The sequence below is a fragment of the Burkholderia sp. Tr-862 genome (assembly GCF_011753085.1).
Classification (GTDB): Bacteria; Pseudomonadota; Gammaproteobacteria; order Burkholderiales; family Burkholderiaceae; genus Burkholderia; species Burkholderia ambifaria.
On the sequence record NZ_VWWG01000015.1, the window covers coordinates 13,396 to 32,094 of the forward strand.

General features: G+C 67.8%; 18 protein-coding genes. 2 read left to right on the plus strand and 16 right to left on the minus strand.

The genetic code is table 11. From position 1 onward, the window contains the following. Window positions 1-44 precede the first annotated feature (44 nt). From ugpQ to F3J14_RS07430, 12 genes are all read right to left on the minus strand, one after another. On the minus strand, window positions 45-809 hold the full coding sequence (gene ugpQ / locus F3J14_RS07375; RefSeq protein ID WP_166722451.1) for a glycerophosphodiester phosphodiesterase: 765 nt from the start codon (window positions 807-809) through the stop codon (window positions 45-47). Window positions 810-837: 28 nt separating this feature from the next. Next, window positions 838-1,923, minus strand: a complete 1,086-nt coding sequence (locus tag F3J14_RS07380; RefSeq protein ID WP_166722452.1) for a sn-glycerol-3-phosphate import ATP-binding protein UgpC — start codon at window positions 1,921-1,923, stop codon at window positions 838-840. 32 nt (window positions 1,924-1,955) lie between these two features. After that, the gene (ugpE, locus tag F3J14_RS07385) at window positions 1,956-2,801 is read right to left on the minus strand and encodes a sn-glycerol-3-phosphate ABC transporter permease UgpE (RefSeq protein WP_166722453.1); all 846 of its coding nucleotides are present in this window, start codon (window positions 2,799-2,801) and stop codon (window positions 1,956-1,958) included. Continuing rightward, entirely contained in the window at window positions 2,798-3,682 is an 885-nt protein-coding gene (ugpA, locus tag F3J14_RS07390) for a sn-glycerol-3-phosphate ABC transporter permease UgpA (protein WP_166722454.1), read from the minus strand. The genes ugpE and ugpA overlap by 4 nt, the downstream gene beginning before the upstream one ends. 96 nt (window positions 3,683-3,778) lie before the next feature. After that, window positions 3,779-5,113, minus strand: coding sequence for a sn-glycerol-3-phosphate ABC transporter substrate-binding protein UgpB (ugpB, locus tag F3J14_RS07395; protein WP_166722455.1), 1,335 nt, complete (start codon window positions 5,111-5,113; stop codon window positions 3,779-3,781). Between the two features lie 88 nt (window positions 5,114-5,201). Further along, a complete protein-coding gene (locus F3J14_RS07400) occupies window positions 5,202-6,386 on the minus strand; it encodes a deoxyguanosinetriphosphate triphosphohydrolase (protein WP_168736146.1) in 1,185 nt (394 codons plus the stop codon). Between the two features lie 65 nt (window positions 6,387-6,451). Beyond that, a complete protein-coding gene (aroB, locus tag F3J14_RS07405; protein ID WP_166722457.1) occupies window positions 6,452-7,531 on the minus strand; it encodes a 3-dehydroquinate synthase in 1,080 nt (359 codons plus the stop codon). Further along, on the minus strand, window positions 7,528-8,082 hold the full coding sequence (locus F3J14_RS07410; protein WP_126228774.1) for a shikimate kinase: 555 nt from the start codon (window positions 8,080-8,082) through the stop codon (window positions 7,528-7,530). Before F3J14_RS07410 ends, aroB begins: the two co-directional genes overlap by 4 nt. 40 nt (window positions 8,083-8,122) lie before the next feature. After that, window positions 8,123-9,784, minus strand: coding sequence for a type IV pilus secretin PilQ (gene pilQ, locus F3J14_RS07415; RefSeq protein WP_166722458.1), 1,662 nt, complete (start codon window positions 9,782-9,784; stop codon window positions 8,123-8,125). Further along, a complete protein-coding gene (locus F3J14_RS07420; protein ID WP_166722459.1) occupies window positions 9,781-10,653 on the minus strand; it encodes a pilus assembly protein in 873 nt (290 codons plus the stop codon). The genes pilQ and F3J14_RS07420 overlap by 4 nt, the downstream gene beginning before the upstream one ends. Next, on the minus strand, window positions 10,650-11,282 hold the full coding sequence (locus F3J14_RS07425; protein WP_166722460.1) for a fimbrial protein: 633 nt from the start codon (window positions 11,280-11,282) through the stop codon (window positions 10,650-10,652). The genes F3J14_RS07420 and F3J14_RS07425 overlap by 4 nt, the downstream gene beginning before the upstream one ends. Beyond that, window positions 11,279-12,202: a competence protein ComA gene (locus F3J14_RS07430; protein WP_166722461.1), complete on the minus strand. Its 924-nt coding sequence runs from the start codon at window positions 12,200-12,202 to the stop codon at window positions 11,279-11,281. Before F3J14_RS07430 ends, F3J14_RS07425 begins: the two co-directional genes overlap by 4 nt. A gap of 226 nt (window positions 12,203-12,428) precedes the next feature. Between F3J14_RS07430 and F3J14_RS07435 the strand changes: the two genes are divergently transcribed. After that, window positions 12,429-14,816, plus strand: a complete 2,388-nt coding sequence (locus F3J14_RS07435) for a penicillin-binding protein 1A (protein WP_166722462.1) — start codon at window positions 12,429-12,431, stop codon at window positions 14,814-14,816. Between the two features lie 93 nt (window positions 14,817-14,909). Here F3J14_RS07435 and cyaY read toward each other — a convergent pair whose 3' ends face one another. After that, window positions 14,910-15,236, minus strand: a complete 327-nt coding sequence (cyaY, locus tag F3J14_RS07440; protein ID WP_105834646.1) for an iron donor protein CyaY — start codon at window positions 15,234-15,236, stop codon at window positions 14,910-14,912. A gap of 39 nt (window positions 15,237-15,275) precedes the next feature. Between cyaY and F3J14_RS07445 the strand changes: the two genes are divergently transcribed. Continuing rightward, window positions 15,276-15,557, plus strand: coding sequence for a lipoprotein (locus tag F3J14_RS07445; RefSeq protein WP_166722463.1), 282 nt, complete (start codon window positions 15,276-15,278; stop codon window positions 15,555-15,557). Window positions 15,558-15,644: 87 nt separating this feature from the next. Here F3J14_RS07445 and msrQ read toward each other — a convergent pair whose 3' ends face one another. From msrQ to ccsB, 3 genes are all read right to left on the minus strand, one after another. Next, window positions 15,645-16,334, minus strand: coding sequence for a protein-methionine-sulfoxide reductase heme-binding subunit MsrQ (msrQ, locus tag F3J14_RS07450; RefSeq protein WP_166722464.1), 690 nt, complete (start codon window positions 16,332-16,334; stop codon window positions 15,645-15,647). 20 nt (window positions 16,335-16,354) lie between these two features. Continuing rightward, window positions 16,355-17,350 carry a protein-methionine-sulfoxide reductase catalytic subunit MsrP gene (msrP, locus tag F3J14_RS07455; protein ID WP_166722465.1) on the minus strand — a complete coding sequence of 332 codons (996 nt, stop codon included), beginning with the start codon at window positions 17,348-17,350 and terminating at the stop codon, window positions 16,355-16,357. 158 nt (window positions 17,351-17,508) lie between these two features. Next, window positions 17,509-18,699: a c-type cytochrome biogenesis protein CcsB gene (gene ccsB, locus F3J14_RS07460; protein WP_166722466.1), complete on the minus strand. Its 1,191-nt coding sequence runs from the start codon at window positions 18,697-18,699 to the stop codon at window positions 17,509-17,511.

An 18,699-nucleotide genomic window follows, 5' to 3' on the forward strand; every position in this document is an offset into this window, starting at 1 on the left:
GTCAGGGCATGTTCCCGTGCAGGATTTTGCGCGGGGTCGCGGCGCTACACGATGTCGTCGAGTGCCGTCGGGCCGATCAGGTCGATCCGGTCCGTGCAGACCGCGTCGACGCCCCAGCGGGCAAGTTCGCGCGCCCGTTCGAGGTCGTTCACCGTGTAAACCAGGATGCGCAGTCCGGCCGCCTTGATCGCGCGCACGAGCGGTTCGTCGAGCCGTTTGTGGTCTGCATGCAACGAAACGCAGCCGAGCGCCCCGACGACCTGCGCATGCCAGTCGTCCGGCACGGCTTCGTAGAGCATCCCGCGCGGCAGCGCCGGCACGGTCGCGCGCGCCTGCTGCAACGCATCGAACGAAAACGACGACAGCAGCGGCGGCACCGCGGCATCGCGCCAGTACGCAGCCGCGTCGGCCGCCACGCGCTGCCCGGTTTCGCGCTCGCGCCCCGGGCACGGCTTGATCTCGACATTCGCCGCCAGCCCGTGCGCGATGCAGCGGGCCGCCGCCGCCTCGAGCGTCGGCATCCGCTCGCCCGCGAAGCGCGCGTCGAACCACGCGCCGGCGTCGAGCGCGGCCAACGCCGCATAATGCATGCCCGCCGCCGGCCCACTGCCGTTCGACGTGCGGTCGACGGTATCGTCGTGCAGCAGGAACGTCACGTCGTCGGCGGACAGCTTCGCGTCGAACTCGACCATCCGGTGACCGCGACGCGCGCCCTCGTCGAGCGCGGCAAGCGTGTTCTCCGGTGCGAGCGTGCCGCCGCCGCGATGAGCGACGACGCGCGGATAGGGCCAGTCGGTGCGAAGGGTCATCGTCGGTCTCTCGGCAAGTGCAGCAGGTTCAGCCGGCACGCTTGCCGGTCTCGGGATCGAAGAAATGCAGCCGGTGTGCGGGCACCGCGGCGCCCAGCGCCGTGCCGCGTGCGGGACGAACCGCGTGCGGCAGGCGTACCGCGACGTCGTGGTTGCCCCAGCGGCCGTGCGCGAGGTTGTCCGCGCCGAGCAACTCGCACGAATCGACCGGCAGCGATGCCTGCGCGACGCCCGGCTGCGGCGTCATGTGCTCCGGGCGCACGCCGAGCACCCAGTCGCGCCCGGTGGCGATCGTGGTGCCGATGCCGGGCGCGCCGGCGACCGGCAGCGCCGGACCGCCGCCCGCGACCGCAAACGTCGCGCCATCCTCGGACAGCCGGCCATGCATCAGGTTCATCGCCGGCGAGCCGATGAAGCCCGCGACGAACACCGTCGCCGGCTTCTCGTACACGTCGACCGGCGCGCCGATCTGCTCCGCATAGCCGCGGTTCATCACGATCACGCGCTGCGCGAGCGTCATCGCCTCGATCTGGTCGTGCGTCACGTACACGCTCGTCGTCGCGAGCCGCGCATGCAGCCGCTGGATCTCGAGCCGCATCTGCACGCGCAGCTTCGCATCGAGGTTCGACAGCGGCTCGTCGAACAGGAACACCGACGGCTCGCGCACGATCGCACGCCCCATCGCGACGCGCTGCCGCTGGCCGCCCGACAGTTCGCGCGGGCGCCGCGCGAGCAGCGGCTCGAGTTCGAGGATCTTCGCGGCCGCGGCCACCCGCGAGTCGATCGTCGCGCGCTCGATGCCGCGGATCTTCAGCCCGTAGCCCATGTTCTGCGCGACCGTCATGTGCGGATAGAGCGCGTAGTTCTGGAACACCATCGCGATGTCGCGATCCTTCGGCTCCAGCGCGTTGACCACGCGGTCGCCGATCGCGATCTCGCCGTCCGTCACCGTCTCGAGCCCCGCGATCATCCGCAGCAGCGTCGACTTGCCGCAGCCCGACGGGCCGACCAGCACGATGAATTCGCCGTCGGCGATCTCCACGTCGATGCCGTGCAGCACGTGCTGCTTGCCGTCGTAGGATTTCCTGACGCCCTTCAAGCTCAGCGCAGCCATACTTGGTCCTTCTCCCGGTTACCGTCCGTGGTTCATTTCTCGGAATCGACGAGGCCGCGCACGAACCAGCGCTGCATCGCCAGCACGACGACGAGCGGCGGAATCATCGCCAGCAGCGTCGCCGCCATCACGTATTGCCATTCGGTCGCGGCGTCGCCGCTCGCGATCATCGTCTTGATGCCCACCACCGCCGTCGACAGCGACGCCTCCGTCGTGATCAGGATCGGCCACAGATACTGGTTCCAGCCGTAGATGAACGTGATCACGAACAGCGCCGCGATGCTCGTCTTCGACAGCGGCAGCACGACGTCCCAGAAGAAGCGCATCGGCCCCGCGCCGTCGATGCGCGCGGCGTCCATCAGCTCGTCGGGCAGCGTCATGAAGAACTGGCGGAACAGGAACGTCGCCGTCGCCGACGCGATCAGCGGCAGCGTGAGCCCCGCGTAGGCGTTCGTCAGGTGCAGCGTCGACACCACCTGCACGGTCGGGAAAATCCGCACCTCGACCGGCAGCATCAGCGTGATGAAGATCAGCCAGAACGCCGTGTTGCGGAACGGGAAGCGGAAATAGACGATCGCGTACGCGGACAGGATCGACACCGCGATCTTGCCGACCGCGATCCCGAGCGCCATCACGAAGCTGTTGACGAGCAACCGGCCGAACGGCGCGGTCGTGCCGCCGCTGCCGTGCCCCCAGATGTACGCGATGTTCTCCAGCAGGTGCGTGCTCGGCACCAGCGACAGCGGGATCGTGAACACTTCCTGCGCGTTCATCGTCGCCGCGCAGAATGCGACGTAGACGGGGAACACGATCGCCACGACGCCCGCGATCAGCACCGCGTGGCAGAACAGGTCGAAACCCTTGCGATTTTCGATCATGCGTATTGCACCCTGCGTTCGACGAAGCGGAACTGGATCACCGTGAGCCCGACGACGATGATCATCAGCACGACCGACTGCGCGCCGGAACTGCCGATGTCGAGCCCCTGGAAGCCTTCCGTGAAGATCTTGTAGATCAGCGTCTTGGTGCTTTGCGCAGGGCCGCCCGCGGTGGCCGCGTCGATCACCGGGAACGTGTCGAAGAACGCGTAGACGAGGTTCACGACCAGCAGGAAGAAGCTCGTCGGCGACAGCAGCGGCAGCACGATGTTGAAGAAACGCCGCACCGGCCCGGCACCGTCGATCGCCGCCGCCTCGATCAGCGAGCGCGGAATCGCCTGCAGCCCCGCATAGAAGAACAGGAAGTTGTAGCTCACCTGCTTCCACACCGACGCGAGCACGACGAGGAACATCGCCTGGCCGCCGTTCAGCGCGTGATCCCAGACAATGCCGCACTTTGCGAGCGCATAGGTGACGAGGCCGATGCTCGGGTTGAACAGGAACGCCCACAGTACGGCGGCGATCGTCGGTGCGACCGCGTACGGCCAGATCAGCAGCGTGCGGTACACGCGCGCGCCGCGGATCACGCGATCGGCGCACGCGGCGAGCAGCAGCGACACGACGAGCCCGCTCACCGTGACGAGCGAGCTGAACACCAGTGTCGTGCGAAACGAGTCGCGGTACAGCGGATCGGCGAACAGGTGCGTGAAGTTCGCGAAGCCGACGAATTCGCTCGACGTGCCGAACGCATCCTGCATCTGCGTCGACTGCCACAGCGCGACGCCGGCCGGCCACAGGAAGAACACGGCGGTGATCGCGAGCTGCGGCGCGATCAGCAGGTACGGCAGCAGGCTCGCGCCGAAACGGGAACGGGATTGCATCGCGGGCATCCGGTCAGGCGAAACGGAAAGGGAACCGCGCCGCCGGCCCGCGCGCGTGCGCGACGCGGCGGCCGGCGGCACGGACGCGATGCGGGCTCAGCCGCCCGACTTCTCGAAGCGGCGCAGCAGCTCGTCGCCGCGCGAGGCGGCCGAGTCGAGCGCGTCCTTCGGCGACTTCTTCTGCCCCCAGACCTGCTCCAGCTCTTCGTCGACGACCGTGCGGATCTGCGGCATGTTGCCCAGACGCAGCCCCTTCGTGTAGGGCAGCGGCGGCTTGTTCATCATCTGCTTGATCGCGGTTTCCGCGCTCGGGTTCTTCGCATAGAAGCCCTGCTGGCGCGTGAGGTCGTACGCGGCCGTCGTGACCGGCAGATAGCCCGTTTCCTGGTGCCACTTCGCAGCGATCGGCGGCGAGGCCAGGAACGCGAGGAATTTCGCGACGCCCTTGTAGGTCGCCGGATCCTTGCCGGCCAGCACCCACAGGCTCGCGCCGCCGATGATCGCGTTCTGCGGCGCGCCCTTCACGTTCGCGTCGTACGGCATCATGCCCGTGCCGTAGCTGAACTTCGCGAATTTCTGCACGTTCGCGAGCGCACCCGACGACGTCGTCAGGATCCCGCAGTCGCCGCTGTAGAACTTCGCCGACGCTTCGTCCTTGCGGCCCGCGTACGTGAACGTGCCGTCCTTCTGCATCTGCTGCAGGAACGCGATGTGGGCGATCTGCTGCGGCTTGTTGAATTCGAGCACCGCGTCGGTGCCGTCGAAGCCGTTGTTGCGGCTCGCGAACGGCAGCGCGTGCCACACGCTGTAGTTCTCGAGCTGGATCCAGCCCTGCCAGCCGGTCGTGAAGCCGCAGGCCATCCCGGACTTGCGCAGCTTCTCCGCATCGGCCTGCACGTCCGCCCACGTCTTCGGCGGCTGGTTCGGATCGAGCCCGGCCTTCTTGAACGCGTCCTTGTTGTAGTACAGCACCGGCGTCGAGCTGTTGAACGGCATCGACACGAGATGGCCCGTCTTCGCATCGCTGTAGTAGCTCGCGATGGTCGGCACGAACGCCTTTTCGTCGAGCGGCACGCCGGCCTGCTTGAACACGTCGTAGACTGGCACGACGGCCTTCTTCGCCTGCATCATCGTCGCGGTGCCGACTTCATAGACCTGGAGGATCGCGGGCGCGTTGCCGCTGCGATAGGCGGCGATGCCCGCCGCGAGTGCCTGGTCGTAGGTGCCCTTGAAGACCGGCACGATCTTGTAGTCGCTTTGTGATGCGTTGAACTGCGCGGCGAGCTCGTTCACGCGCTCGCCGAGCGCCGACTCCATCGCATGCCAGAACTGGATCTCCGTCGCGGCGAACGCCGCATGCTGCACACCGAACATCAGCGCGCCGCCAAGCGCGATCGAACGAACCATGGTCCCCGCAGGCTTCTTCTTCATCGACCTCTCCTATGAAAACGTTACCAACAGCGTGTGCAACATTCCCGTCGCCATTGAACCGGCGAAGTCTAGTGATCGTTTGTGACAGTCAGTTGTCGTTGACGACGAACAGGCGCTGATATTCCTTCAGCGCGAAGCGGTCGGTCATGCCGGCGATGTAGTGCGCGACGAGGCGCGGCTGCTGCGCTTCGTCGTCCGACTGGTACGGCGGCGGCAGCAGGCGCGGATCGTCGATGAACGCGTCGAACAGCCCGGTGACGACACGCTGCGCCTTGTTGGCCATGCGCATCACCTTGTAGTGGCGGTACAGGTTCTTGAACAGGAAACGCTTGAGGGCGGCCGCCTGCGCGGCGACCGCTTCGCTGTGCGCGACGAGCGGCGGCGCCGCGCGCACGTCGTCGAGCGACGCGGGCGCGACGCGCATGAGATTGCGCGTAGTCTCGTCGATCAGGTCGACGATCAGCGTGTTGATGATGCGGCGCACCGTCTCGTGCACGAGGCGGCGGCCTTCGAGATGCGGGAATTCCGCCAGCGCAGCCTCGTAGTGGCGCTGCCAGAGCTCGACTTCGGCGAGCTGCCCGATCGTGATCAGGCCTGAGCGCAGCCCGTCGTCGACGTCATGGTTGTTGTATGCGATTTCGTCCGCGATGTTCGCGAGTTGCGCCTCCAGCGACGGCTGGCGCCCTTGCAGGAAACGTTCGCCGAGCGCGCCGAGCTTGCGCGCATTCTCGCGCGAGCAGTGCTTGAGGATGCCTTCGCGCGTCTCGAAGCACAGGTTCAGGCCGTTGAACGCGCCGTAATGCTCCTCGAGCTCGTCGACGACAGCCAGGCTCTGCAGGTTGTGCTCGAAGCCGCCGTGCTCGCGCATGCACGCATTCAGCGCGTCCTGCCCGGCATGGCCGAACGGCGTATGGCCGAGATCGTGCGCAAGCGAGATCGCTTCGACGAGATCCTCGTTCAGGCGCAGGTTGCGCGCGACCGAACGCGCGATCTGCGCGACTTCGAGGCTGTGCGTGAGGCGGGTGCGGAACAGGTCGCCTTCGTGATTGACGAAGACCTGCGTCTTGTATTCGAGCCGGCGAAACGCAGTCGAATGAACGATGCGGTCGCGGTCGCGCTGGAATTCGGTGCGCGCCGCCGGCGGCTTTTCCGGATGGCGGCGGCCGCGCGACTGCGACGCGTGGGCGGCATACGGAGCGAGATGGGCTTCCAGCGCCGCCAGCGTCGGCGGCTCGACCAGCGTCGCGACGGATGCGCGGCCGGCCTCGGGCAGTTTGCTGCTGGATGTCTCGCTCACGTCTCCTCCATGTCAGTGGCGCCGGGGCATCCGGGGCGCCGTTACCGGGTCGTCTGCGCCAGTGTAGCGAACACCGCTTCGTCGGGCGCCTGGGTGATCAGCGTATCGCCGAATCGCTTCAGCAGGATGAACTTGATCGCGCCGGCTTCGGCCTTCTTGTCGACACGCATCAGGTCCATGTAGCGCGCATCGCCGAGTGCCGGCCCGCGGACCGGCAAGTGCGCGGCGGCAATCACGGCATCGAGCCGCTGCCGCGACGCTTCGTCGAAGAGGCCGAGCCGCACTGACAGGTCGGCCGCCATCACCATCCCGCAGCCGACCGCTTCGCCGTGCAGCCATTCGCCGTAGCCGAGCCCGGCCTCGATCGCATGGCCGAACGTATGGCCGAAGTTCAGGATCGCGCGCAGGCCGCCTTCGCGTTCGTCGGCCGCGACCACGCTCGCCTTGATCTCGCACGAGCGCTTCACGGCATGCGCGAGCGCGGCCGGCTCGCGGCGGTTCAGCGCGTCGACGTTCGCCTCGATCCAGTCGAAGAATTCCGCATCGGCGATCGCGCCCGTCTTGATGACCTCGGCCACGCCGGCCGCCAGCTCGCGATCGGGCAGCGTGGTCAGCGCGCCGATATCGGCGATCACCGCTTGCGGCTGGTAGAACGCGCCGATCATGTTCTTGCCGAGCGGATGGTTGATGCCGGTCTTGCCGCCGACCGACGAATCGACCTGCGACAGCAGCGTCGTCGGTACCTGGATGAACGGCACGCCGCGCATGTAGCATGCGGCGGCGAAGCCGGTCATGTCGCCGATCACGCCGCCGCCGAGTGCGACGAGCGTCGTCTTGCGGTCGGCGCGCTCGGTCAGCAGGCCGTCGAAGATCAGGTTCAGCGTTTCCCAGTTCTTGTAGGCCTCGCCGTCCGGCAGCACGACCGTCGATACGCGCTTGCCGAGCGGCGCGAGCGCCGCGCGCAGCGCGTCGCCGTAGAGCGGATCGACCGTCGTGTTCGTGACGATCGTGACCGACGAACCGGTGATATGAGGGGCGAACAGTTCGGTGCGGCCGATCAGGCCGGCACCAATGTGAATCGGGTAGGCGCGCTCGCCCAGATCGACGTTGACGGTAATCATGCTTGTAGCGGCTTGGCGATGACGCCTGCCAGTTCGAGTTGCATCAGCACCATGTTGACGAGGCCGTTGACCGACGGACGGCCGGTCTCGATGATGAAGTCCGCGCATTCGCGGTAGAGCGGGTCGCGCACTTCGTAGAGCGCTTCGAGACGCGCCTTCGGGTCGCCGGTCTGCAACAACGGGCGGTTCTTGTCCTTGCGCGTGCGCAGCCATAGATCGTGCGGATTGGCGCGCAGATAGATGACGATGCCGCTGCTTTTCAGGCAATCGCGGTTTTCGGCGCGCAGCACCGCGCCGCCGCCCGTCGCGAGCACGATGTTCTCGCGCTGCGTGAGATCGGCGATCACCTGCGATTCGCGGTCGCGAAAGCCGGCCTCGCCTTCCATCTCGAAGATCACCGGAATGCGCGCACCCGTGCGGGCCTCGATTTCGTGGTCGGAGTCGAAGAACGTCCTGTCGAGCCGGCGCGCGACCGCACGGCCCACGGTGGTCTTACCCGCTCCCATAAGGCCGACGAAAAATACGTTTGCGTGTGGGTCCCGCGCTTGCAACGGCTTCCTCTGCTTGAATCTTGCTGGTGTGTGGCGCAGCTTACTGGCAAAGCGGCTGCCTTGTCGAGCCTGCGCCGCCGGCTTCCGGCCCCCTTTTTCCCGCCTCCGCGTCGCCCGCGCCGGCCGTCTCGCAATGCGTGCCGACGACCGTCGGCGTGATGAAGACGACCAGTTCGCTGCGCTGGTCGCGCCGCGCGCGGTGCCGGAAAAGCGCGCCCAGAACCGGTATTTTGCCCAAGAGCGGCACCCGCGTCACATCATCCCGGTTCAACTGCTCGTAAATCCCGCCGATCGCGACCGTCCCGCCGTTTTCCACCTCCACGCGCGTCTGGACGTGTTTCGTATGAATCGCCGGGCCGGCCGCGGTCGGCTCGCCGATGCTGTCCTTCGTCACGTCGAGGTCGAGCACGACGCGCCCGTCGGGCGTGATCTGCGGCTCGACCTCGAGCTTCAGCGTCGCGCGGCGGAACTGCACGCCGCTCACGCCGTTGCCGACCTTGGCCTGGTACGGCAGCTCCGAGCCCTGCTCGACGATCGCCTTCACGCGGTCGGCCGTGACCACGCGCGGGCTGGAAACGATCTGGCCCCGCCCCTGCGCCTCGAGCGCGCTCAGCTCGACGTCGAGCACGCGGCTGAGCGGCGCGGCGAACAACGTGAAGCCGGCCGTCGCCGCCTCGAATCCGCCGAGCGGCCGCGCCGCGAGATCGAGCGCGTTGCGCGTGTCGGTCGCGGATGCCGCGCCGTCGGCCGCGGGCGCCCGTCCCTGCGCGCGCAACGCGACCCGAGCGCCGAGGTTGCGCGAGAAGCCCTGTTCGCCTTCGACGATGCGCGCCTCGATCCGCACCTGTCGCGACGGCCGGTCGATCGCATCGATCAGGCCCGCGATCTGCGCGATGCGCGGCGCAAGATCGGTGACGAACAGCAGGTTCGTGCGCGGATCGGCCGCCGCGGCACCGCGTTTCGACAGCAGGCGCTGGCCGGTCGCACCGGCCAGCAGCCGCTGCACGTCCAGCGCACGCGGGTAATGCAGCGCGAACGTCCGGCTCGCGAGCGGCTCCAGCTCGGCCGCGCGGGCGTGCGTTTCGAAGCGCTCGCGCTCGCGCGCGGCGATTTCGGCCGCCGGCGTGACCCAGATTACGTTGCCGCGCCGCGACATGGCCAGCCCGTGCGTGTCGAGCAACGTATCGAACGCATCGCGCCAGCGGACATTGTTCAGACGTAACGTCACGGTGCCGCGCACCTGTTCACCGACGATGATGTTGAGCCCGGTGAATCGCGCGAGCGCATCGAACGCGGCCGCGAGCCCGGCGCCTTGCAGATTCAGCGAGATCCGCCGCGCGTCGTCCGCATCGCCGGGGTGCCGCGCCGCGGCGTCGCTCATGCGCGTCGGCGGCGGCAACGGGATCGGCGGCCCTTCCAGCAGCGGCACCGGCGCGGTTATGCCCGCCCGAACCGCTGCATGTGCGGCCTGATCGAACGGTCGTGAGCCGCCCTGTGCGGATGCGGCGCCGTTCACACCGTCCGTGCCATCGAGCGCGCCCTGCGGCAGCGGTGTGTCGTCAACGGGCGCCTGCATCGATGTGATCGACCAGCCGGCCGGCGGCAAAGGGGGCAAGGGAGGCAAAGGCGGTAGCGCCGCGTGTGCCGTGGCCACGCATGATCCGACCTGGAGTGCGATCGCCCACCATCCGTATTTCGTCATGGACGACCTCCGTCGTCCACGACGAACCGGCGCGCGCCATCGGCCGTCGCAAGCGTCACGGCACCGGCATCGACGCGCATCACACGCGCGGCCCCAAGCGCTTCGCCCCGCGCGACGGTCGCGAACCCGCCGTCACCGGCGTCGAACAACGCGAGCCCGGCGCGCGCGTCGCGAATCGTGCCGGCCAGACGCGGCACCGCATCGTCGGCTACCGTGAGCGAACCCGCGCCGCCGAACGGATCGTCACCTGGCGCACCGGCGAGCATGGGCACCGTGCCACCCGGGAAACGGGCTCCCGGCAGCGCCGGAAACACGTCGATCGTCATGTCCACCCGCGATGTGGGCGGTTTTCGCTCGATATGCAGGACCGACGGCACCACCAGCGCGGGCAAACCCGCCAGCCCACCCATCAGCCGCAGCAGCGCCGGAAACCCGCCGTCCGCAACGATCCGCACCGTGCGTCGGCCATCCGGTGCCGCATCGTCCGCGCGCTGCGGTTCGATCGACACGATCCGCAGTCCGCTCGCTCCGGCCAGGTCGGCCAGCTCCAGCATCAGCGCGGGCCACGCCGGCGCACGCGTCGAGCTGACATTGCGCCCGGCAGCCGGGACCGGGTCCGGGTCGCGCCGCTGCGCGGCGGCGAGCGTCCGCTGGGTGTCGGCGGCCCGCATCTGGGCCGTTGCCAGCAACGCGCGACTGCGCGCGAGCCCGCTCCAGTCGCTGGTATCCATCAGATGAATGCCGCCCACCAGCACGGATACGAATGCCACCACGCAGCCGACGGCGTGCGCGGTGGCCGGCGATACCCGCGTCACGCGGCCGAGCGACCCGGCAACGCCCGGCACGGACCTATGCACGATCGCCGTCATGCACCGCCTCCCGCTGCGCCGTGCGGCGACGCGTCGTGCCAGCGCACCTGGACGGAAAACCGGAACGGCGCGGCGGACGCCGTGACCGGGGTGGCCGAAGCCGGTGTCAGCATCCCGATATCGAATCGCCAATCGCGCTGCTCGGCCGCGATCCGCGCGAGCCAGCGCGCGGCCGCCCGGTAACTCGTCGCGCGCGCGTCGAGCACGGCACCGGACGAAGTCGTGCGCAATGCGTCGAGCCGGACGGTGTCGTCGCGCACCTGCGCCAGCGTCGCAAGCAGCCCGGTGGCCCGCCGGTAAGGCGCGGCAAGCACGACCGACCGCGCATCGCGTTGCGCGAGGTCGGCGGCCGCGCCGGCGGCGCGCCGCACGGCCGTGACCTGTGGCTGCCATTGCCGCAGTTGCGCCTCCACACGCGCACGCTCGGCATCCACGCGCCATCTCCACACTGTCTGCGCGCCCGTCCAGGCGCAGGCCCCGAATACGCCGAGCGCGATCGCTGCCCCGCACTGCGTGACACGACGACGCCGCAACGCCTGCGCCAGCCGCTCCCGGTACGGCAGCAGATTGAAGCCGCCGAGCGCGGCGTGGCCGACGATAGTCCGCCCGAACCCCGTATCGGCCATCATTCCCACACCCCGCGCAGCGCCAGCCCGACCGCGACGGCAAATGCCGGACCGTCCGGCACACCGGCGGGCTCGCCCGGCAGCCCGCTCCATCCCGTGCAGTCGAACGGCACCGCCGCCACGCCGAGTGCATCGCCGATATCGGCAACCGACGTACCGCAGCGGGCGATGCAGCGCGCATCGCCGGCCACGAGCACGCAGCGCACCGGCTCGAATACGCACTGGCGCAATGCGTCGGGGAGCGCCGCCTGCACGTCGCCGGATACCGCGAGCATAGGTGCGGCGACCGGGCCATCGACCCGCCAACCGCGCACACCCGTGTCGCTGAACCAGAATGCGGCGTATGGGCCGTGCGCGTCGAGCTCGAACTGCGCGGCATGGCGCAATGCGCGCAGCGCGGCGGCCGACTCGCCGTCAACGGCCGTCAGGTCGATGCCGGCCTGCGCGGCCACGTCGATCCGCCGCTCGAGCAATGCCTGCGGCGCCACGGCGACCGCAATCTCGCCCGAACACGCGCCGCCCTCCTGCCGCCAGTCGAACGCGAAACTGTCCGGCGCCAGCCCCGAGATGCGTTCGGCCGCCTGCCGGGCGGCGTGGGCGACGTCCTCGCGCCCGGCCCGGTCGAGCGTGGCCGTGCGCATCCCGTCGTCGCGCAGTGCCATCACGCCAGGCGCGGCGCAGCGCACGCCTGCCGCCGACAGCCGCGCCACGGCGGCCGCCAACGCCCGTGCGACCGCGGCCCAGCGCGCATCCTCCGGCCCGTCCGCCAGCCCCACCGGCTCACGCTCGAGCCCGTCGACCCGCACATCCGTGCCCCGGCCGCGCCGGCTCAGCACGGCCACCCTCACCTCGTCCGCCCCGACGTCGATGCCCGTCGAACGGTGCCTGCCCGGCGCGAACCGCGCCGCCCATCGTGCTGTCATCCCAGCCTCCCGCGATCGTTGCGGCCCACGCCGCGTTTCCGATGCCTGATTCTGCAAAGCGGCGCGGGCGCCCGACAGTCGGCCGGATGGCCAGGCATGGCGCGCGGCGGCCGCGCGGACGTTATGCTGGCGGCACCGCGAGACGCCGCTTTCCGGCGGCCACCCGTCGCGTCAGGACCGGTCTTACCGGGCAGCTATAATCGCGGGACTGTTTTCCGGTATGCCTATGCAATCCACGTCTCCTACGTCCCCGCCTCCCGCGCCCGAGCCGAAGAAACGGCCCTGGTGGCAGAAAGCCCTGATCGGCATCGCCGCGATGTGCGTGGCCCTCGTCGTGGCCGGCGGCCTCGTGCTCGGCTACGCGCTCGTCGTCGCGTGGCCGAACATGCCGTCGCTCGACGCGCTGACCGACTATCGTCCGAAGGTTCCGCTGCGCATCTACACGTCCGATCACGTGCTGATCGGCGAATTCGGCGAGGAACGCCGCGATATCGTCCATTTCAAGGACGTGCCCGACTCGCTCAAGAAGGCGATCCTCGCGATCGAGGACGCGCGCTTCTACGATCACGGCGGCGTCGACCTCACCGGCATCGCCCGCGCCGGCTTCGTCGCGCTGACGAACGGCCATGCGTCGCAGGGCGCGAGCACGATCACGATGCAGGTCGCGCGCAACTTCTTCCTGTCGAGTGAAAAGACCTACACGCGCAAGATCTACGAGATGCTGCTCGCGTACCGCATCGAGCGCGCGCTGACGAAGGATCAGATTCTCGAGGTCTACATGAATCAGATCTATCTCGGCCAGCGTGCGTACGGCTTCGCGAGCGCCGCGCGCGTGTATTTCGGCAAGGATCTGAAGGACGTCACGCTCGCGGAAGCGGCGATGCTCGCGGGGCTGCCGAAGGCGCCGTCCGCGTATAACCCGGTCGTCAACCCGAAGCGCGCGAAGGTCCGCCAGGAATACATCCTTCAGCGGATGCTCGAGCTGAACTTCATCACGCGCGAGCAGTACGACGAGGCTGCCGCGCAGCCGCTCGTCGTCAAGGGCGCGGGCCGCGAGTTCAGCGTGCACGCCGAGTACGTCGCGGAAATGGTCCGGCAGATGATGTATGCGCAGTACCGCGAGGAAACCTACACGCGCGGCTTCAACGTCGTCACGACGATCGATTCCGCCGACCAGCAGGTCGCGTACACCGCGCTGCGCAAGGGCATCATGGATTACGAGCGCCGCCACGGCTATCGCGGGCCGGAAGGCTTCATCGAGCTGCCGGCCGGCGCCGACGACCGCGAACAGGCGATTGACGACGCGCTGCTCGAGCATCCCGACAACGGCGAACTGATCGCGGCGGTCGTCACCGCGGCCACCCCGCGCCAGATCACGGTGGCCTTCATCGACGGCAGCACCGCGACGATCGAAGGCGACAACCTGCGCTTCGCGTCGGGCGCGCTGTCGGCCAACGCGCAGCCGAACCGCCGCATCCGCCCGGGCGCGATCGTCCGTGTCGTGAAGAACGACGCCGGCAAGTGGTCGATCACGCAGTTGCCGCAGGTCGAAGGCGCGTTCATCTCGATCGTCCCGCAAGACGGCGCGATCCGCTCGCTCGTCGGCGGCTTCGACTACAACAAGAACAAGTTCAACCACGTCACGCAGGCGTGGCGGCAACCCGGTTCGTCGTTCAAGCCGTTCATCTACTCGGCGTCGCTCGACAAGGGCCTCGGGCCGGCCACGGTGATCAACGACGGCCCGCTGTATTTCAGCGCCGCGGAAACCGGCGGCCAGCCGTGGGAACCGAAGAACTACGGCGGCGGCTTCGAAGGTCCGATGTCGATGCGCACTGCGCTGCAGCGCTCGCGCAACCTCGTGTCGATCCGGATCCTGAACCAGATCGGCACGAAGTACGCGCAGCAGTACATCACGCGCTTCGGCTTCGACGCCGACCGCCATCCGGCCTACCTGCCGATGGCGCTCGGTGCGGGCCAGGTCACGGCGTTGCAGATGGCCGGCGCGTACTCGGTGTTCGCGAACGGCGGCTTCCGCGTGAACCCGTATCTGATCGCCGAAGTGACCGATCCGAACGGCGCGATCGTCGCGCGCGCACAGCCGCTCATCGCCGAGCAGAATGCACCGCGCGCGATCGACGCCCGCAACGCGTACGTGACGAACAGCCTGCTGCAGAGCGTCGCGCAGCGCGGCACGGGCGCACGTACCAACGTCCTGAAGCGCACCGACCTCGCGGGCAAGACCGGTACGACGAACGACTCGCACGACGCGTGGTTCGCCGGCTACCAGCACACGCTCGCGGCGATCGCGTGGATCGGCTACGACAACCCGCGCAGCCTCGGCGATCGCGAAACCGGCGGCGGCCTGTCGCTGCCGGTCTGGATCGAATACATGGGTGCGGCGTTGAAGGGCGTGCCGGAGTTCAAGCCGACGATGCCGGACGACGTCCAGTCGCTCGGCGGCGAGCTGTACTTCAGCGAGTTCACGCCGGGGCACGGCTTCGTGTCGACGGTCGGCGTGCCGCAGGCGCCGGCGGTGCAGGACACCGAGGAAGCGGTGCCGCACGTCGACGAGCAGGAAAAGCAGGACATCATGAACCTGTTCCGCGGCCACTGACGAACGGCCGGACATGAAAAAAGCGCCCCGCGGGGCGCTTTTTCTTTGTGCGTCGATCCGACGTATCGGCGCCCGACGGGCGAGCGAGCGTCGTTACGCGTGGAACGTGATCGGCAGGCCGGCCTGCTGCGTCGCGTAGTCGGTGAGCGCCGAGAAGAACTCGGTGCCGGTGCGCGTATCGCGCCATTCGCCGTCCACGAAACGGTAATGGAATCCGCCCGCCTTCGCGGCGATCCACAGTTCCTTCATCGGCGGCTGGAGGTTGATGATGATCTTCGAGCCGTTCTCGAACGTGAGCGTCAACACGCTGCCGTTGCGCTCCAGATCGATGTCGTGATCGCCGTCGTTTGCGGCATCCACGGTACGCTCGACGGACGCCAGCACCGCCTCGGCACGGGCCAGGTATTCAGTATCGGACATGCTAAACTCTATCGGTTGAATAATTGTTCAGGGACGATCATGCGAGTCGTTTTCCGGATGAGCGCGATTGTAGCGGCTTTGGCGATTCTTGCCGGCTGCGGTCAACGCGGTCCGCTCTATCTGCCTACCGTGCCCCCGTTGCCGGCGAAGCCCATCCAGCAGCAGGACACGCCGCCGTCGGACGTCAAGCCGACCGATGAAAACGCGTCCTCCGACAGTATTCCCGATTCTTCCGGCACACCGCTCACGCTGTCGCCCGAGCTGTCGAGCAGTGCGCCGAAGCCCGCCACGCCGGCATCGGGCCCGGCCTCCGCGCAGTAGTCGCACGCCGCCGCCGCGGCGGTTTCTCTCGCGCCCCAAGGCGATGACTTCCCGTCATCGCCTTTTGTTTTTTTCGGGCCCGCCACGTCACGTACGGACGCGCCGCCAGCCCCATGCAAGCAGCCGCCAGCCAAGCAGCACCGCGACGATCGTCGCATAGAGCTTCGGCTGCGCGAGATCGTGCTTGCCAGCCCGCATCCACCAGAAATGCAGCACGCCGAACAGCGCGATCACATAGATCGCGCGATGCAGCGTGGCCCAGCGACGGCCGAGCCGGCGCGCCATCACACGCGGCGATGTCGCGGCCAGCGGAATCAGCAGCACGAACGCAGCGAAGCCGACCGTGATGAACGGACGCTTGCCGACATCCTTCAGGATCGCGAGCACGTCGAACCACTTGTCGAACCACAGGTACGTCGTGAAATGCAGCGTCGCATAAAAGAACGCGAACAGGCCGATCATCCGGCGAAAACGCAGCAACGCGGGAACGCTCGTCACGTGCCGAAGCGGCGTGATGGCAAGCGTGACGCAGAGCATGACCAGCGTCCAGAGGCCCGTCGAACGCGTGATGAATTCGATCGGGTTCGCACCGAGCCGGTCGGTCAGCCCGAACAGCACGAGTCGCGCAAGCGGATAGAGGCCGGCCGCGAAAACCAGCACCTTGGCGGGCACGAGCCAGCGCGGCGACGTAGTACGCATCGCGCCGGGCCGGGAAGTCCCCGCGGCGGACGTGCGCGTGCCGGACGTGCGCACGGGCTCCAGTGTCGAAGGAGGCATGTCGTTTCTCATCGTCGCGCTCAGAAATTCTTTTTCAGATCCATGCCCTGATACATCGACGCGACGAGATCGCCGTAGCCGTTGAACATCAGCGTCTTACGCTTCGGCGTGAAGAAGCCGTCCTCGCCGATCCGGCGCTCGGTTGCCTGGCTCCAGCGCGGGTGATCCACGTTCGGGTTCACGTTCGAATAGAAACCGTATTCGTTCGACGCATATGTGTTCCAGCTCGTCTTCGGCTGCTTGTCGACGAAGCGGATCTTCACGAGCGACTTCGCGCTCTTGAAGCCGTACTTCCACGGCACGACGATGCGCACCGGCGCGCCGTTCTGGTTCGGCAGCACCTGGCCGTAGACGCCCATCGTCAGCAGCGTCAGCGGATTCATCGCCTCGTCCATCCGCAGCCCTTCCGAGTACGGCCAGTCGAGCACCGGCGTCGACAACCCCGGCATCTGCGACGGATCGGCCAGCGTGATGAACTGCACGTATTTCGCGTTGCCGGTCGGCTGCACGCGCTTGATCAGCTCGGACAGCGGCACGCCGACCCAGGGAATCACCATCGACCAGCCCTCGACGCAGCGCAGCCGGTACACGCGCTCCTCGAGCGGCGCGAGCTTCAGCAGTTCGTCGAGCTCGAACACTTTCGGGTGCAGCACCTCGCCCTCGACGCTCACGCGCCACGGCCGCGGCCGCAACGTGCCCGCGTTTTGCGCCGGGTCGCCCTTGTCGGTGCCGAATTCGTAGTAGTTGTTGTAGGACGTGATGTCCTTGAACGGCGTCACCTTGTCGGCCGCGACGAACTTCGGGTTGGTTTGCGCCGCGAGCTTCGCGGCCCGCGCGTCGGGTGACGCATAGGCGGCGAACGCCGCGCCGCTGCCGCCCAGCAATCCACCCGCCGCCGCCAGGCCGGCCGCCTGCAATATGCGCCGCCGATTCTCGAACACCGCGCGCGGCGTAATCTGGCTCTGCGCGATATCACCGCCGGTCAGTACGGTGCGCAAAGGGGTTTTGATCCACATCGTGCTGCTCCTCCTGCATGCGCGGCGCGCACGCTTCATCAGCATTCGACCCGGCCGATCATGCGCCGTTCGACGCCCGGGCCACCCGCCCGTTACAAAAGAAAACCGCCGGGCACGCAGTGCGCCGGCGGTCTTTTGTCGGACCAGCGTCGGAAATCTTACAGCTTGCCGTAGCTGTGCAGCCCGGACAGGAACATGTTGACGCCGAGGAACGCGAACGTCGTCACGAGCAGGCCGGTCAGCGCCCACCAGGCGGCGACCGCGCCGCGCAGGCCCTTCATCAGGCGCATGTGCAGCCAGGCCGCGTAGTTGAGCCACACGATCAGCGCCCAGGTTTCCTTCGGGTCCCAGCTCCAGTAGCCGCCCCATGCTTCGGCGGCCCAGAGCGCGCCGAGGATCGTCGCGATCGTGAAGAACGCGAAGCCGACCGCGATCGACTTGTACATCACGTCGTCGAGCACCTCGAGCGTCGGCAGGCGATCGGCGAGCACGCCGCGCTCCTTCATCAGGTACGCGACCGACACCATCGCCGACAGCGCGAAGCTGCCGTAGCCGATGAAGTTCGCCGGCACGTGGATCTTCATCCACCAGCTCTGCAGCGCCGGCACGAGCGGCTGGATCTGCTGCGCATCGCGCGCGACCGAGTACCACATCAGGAAGCCGACGGCTGCGCTGATGACCAGCAGCACAAATGCGCCGAGTGCGCGCGTGCCGTAGTGGCCTTCGTAATACAGATAAAGCAACGCGGTGATCAGGCTGAACAGCACGAACACTTCATACAGGTTCGATACGGGGATATGCCCGACGTCGACACCGATCAGGTAGGACTCGTACCAGCGCACCATCAGGCCGGTGAAGCCCATCAGCACGGCGACCCACGTGAGCTTCTGGCCGATCGCGGAGCCCGACTGCGAGCGTGCGAGCAAGCCGATCCAGTAGAAGATCGTCGCGAGCACGAACAGCGCGCTCATCCACAGGATCGCGGACTGGCTCGACAGGAAGTACTTGAGGAAGAACGCCGAATCGGCGCGGGCGAGATCGCCCTGGTAGATCTGGATCGACAGCAGCGACAGCACCGCGATCGACGCCATCATCAGCCGAGCGGGCTTCCAGCGCCAGCCGAGCACGACAAGCGCCGGCACCGTGCCGATCATCACCGCCTTGTCGTAGTAATTCATGTGTTCGCTGTAGTGCACGAACGCATAGCCCGCGCCGACCACGAGTGCCAGGGCGAACAACCAATCGATGACCGACAGGCGGGCGAGGAACGGACGGTCGTCGAACAACGGCGCCGGATTCGAGGCCTGGACCGGCCCCGAACGGGAAGAGGAAACTTGAGTGAGATCCAT

What these genes read in the sequence shown, in the direction of transcription:
- ugpQ (WP_166722451.1), bottom strand. Translation starts at nt 809, where the DNA reads ATGACCCTTCGCACCGACTGGCCCTATCCGCGCGTCGTCGCTCATCGC.
- F3J14_RS07380 (WP_166722452.1), bottom strand. Translation starts at nt 1,923, where the DNA reads ATGGCTGCGCTGAGCTTGAAGGGCGTCAGGAAATCCTACGACGGCAAG.
- ugpE (WP_166722453.1), bottom strand. Translation starts at nt 2,801, where the DNA reads ATGATCGAAAATCGCAAGGGTTTCGACCTGTTCTGCCACGCGGTGCTG.
- ugpA (WP_166722454.1), bottom strand. Translation starts at nt 3,682, where the DNA reads ATGCAATCCCGTTCCCGTTTCGGCGCGAGCCTGCTGCCGTACCTGCTG.
- ugpB (WP_166722455.1), bottom strand. Translation starts at nt 5,113, where the DNA reads ATGAAGAAGAAGCCTGCGGGGACCATGGTTCGTTCGATCGCGCTTGGC.
- aroB (WP_166722457.1), bottom strand. Translation starts at nt 7,531, where the DNA reads ATGATTACCGTCAACGTCGATCTGGGCGAGCGCGCCTACCCGATTCAC.
- pilQ (WP_166722458.1), bottom strand. Translation starts at nt 9,784, where the DNA reads ATGACGAAATACGGATGGTGGGCGATCGCACTCCAGGTCGGATCATGC.
- F3J14_RS07420 (WP_166722459.1), bottom strand. Translation starts at nt 10,653, where the DNA reads ATGACGGCGATCGTGCATAGGTCCGTGCCGGGCGTTGCCGGGTCGCTC.
- F3J14_RS07425 (WP_166722460.1), bottom strand. Translation starts at nt 11,282, where the DNA reads ATGATGGCCGATACGGGGTTCGGGCGGACTATCGTCGGCCACGCCGCG.
- F3J14_RS07430 (WP_166722461.1), bottom strand. Translation starts at nt 12,202, where the DNA reads ATGACAGCACGATGGGCGGCGCGGTTCGCGCCGGGCAGGCACCGTTCG.
- F3J14_RS07435 (WP_166722462.1), top strand. Translation starts at nt 12,429, where the DNA reads ATGCAATCCACGTCTCCTACGTCCCCGCCTCCCGCGCCCGAGCCGAAG.
- cyaY (WP_105834646.1), bottom strand. Translation starts at nt 15,236, where the DNA reads ATGTCCGATACTGAATACCTGGCCCGTGCCGAGGCGGTGCTGGCGTCC.
- F3J14_RS07445 (WP_166722463.1), top strand. Translation starts at nt 15,276, where the DNA reads ATGCGAGTCGTTTTCCGGATGAGCGCGATTGTAGCGGCTTTGGCGATT.
- msrQ (WP_166722464.1), bottom strand. Translation starts at nt 16,334, where the DNA reads ATGCCTCCTTCGACACTGGAGCCCGTGCGCACGTCCGGCACGCGCACG.
- msrP (WP_166722465.1), bottom strand. Translation starts at nt 17,350, where the DNA reads ATGTGGATCAAAACCCCTTTGCGCACCGTACTGACCGGCGGTGATATC.
- ccsB (WP_166722466.1), bottom strand. Translation starts at nt 18,699, where the DNA reads ATGGATCTCACTCAAGTTTCCTCTTCCCGTTCGGGGCCGGTCCAGGCC.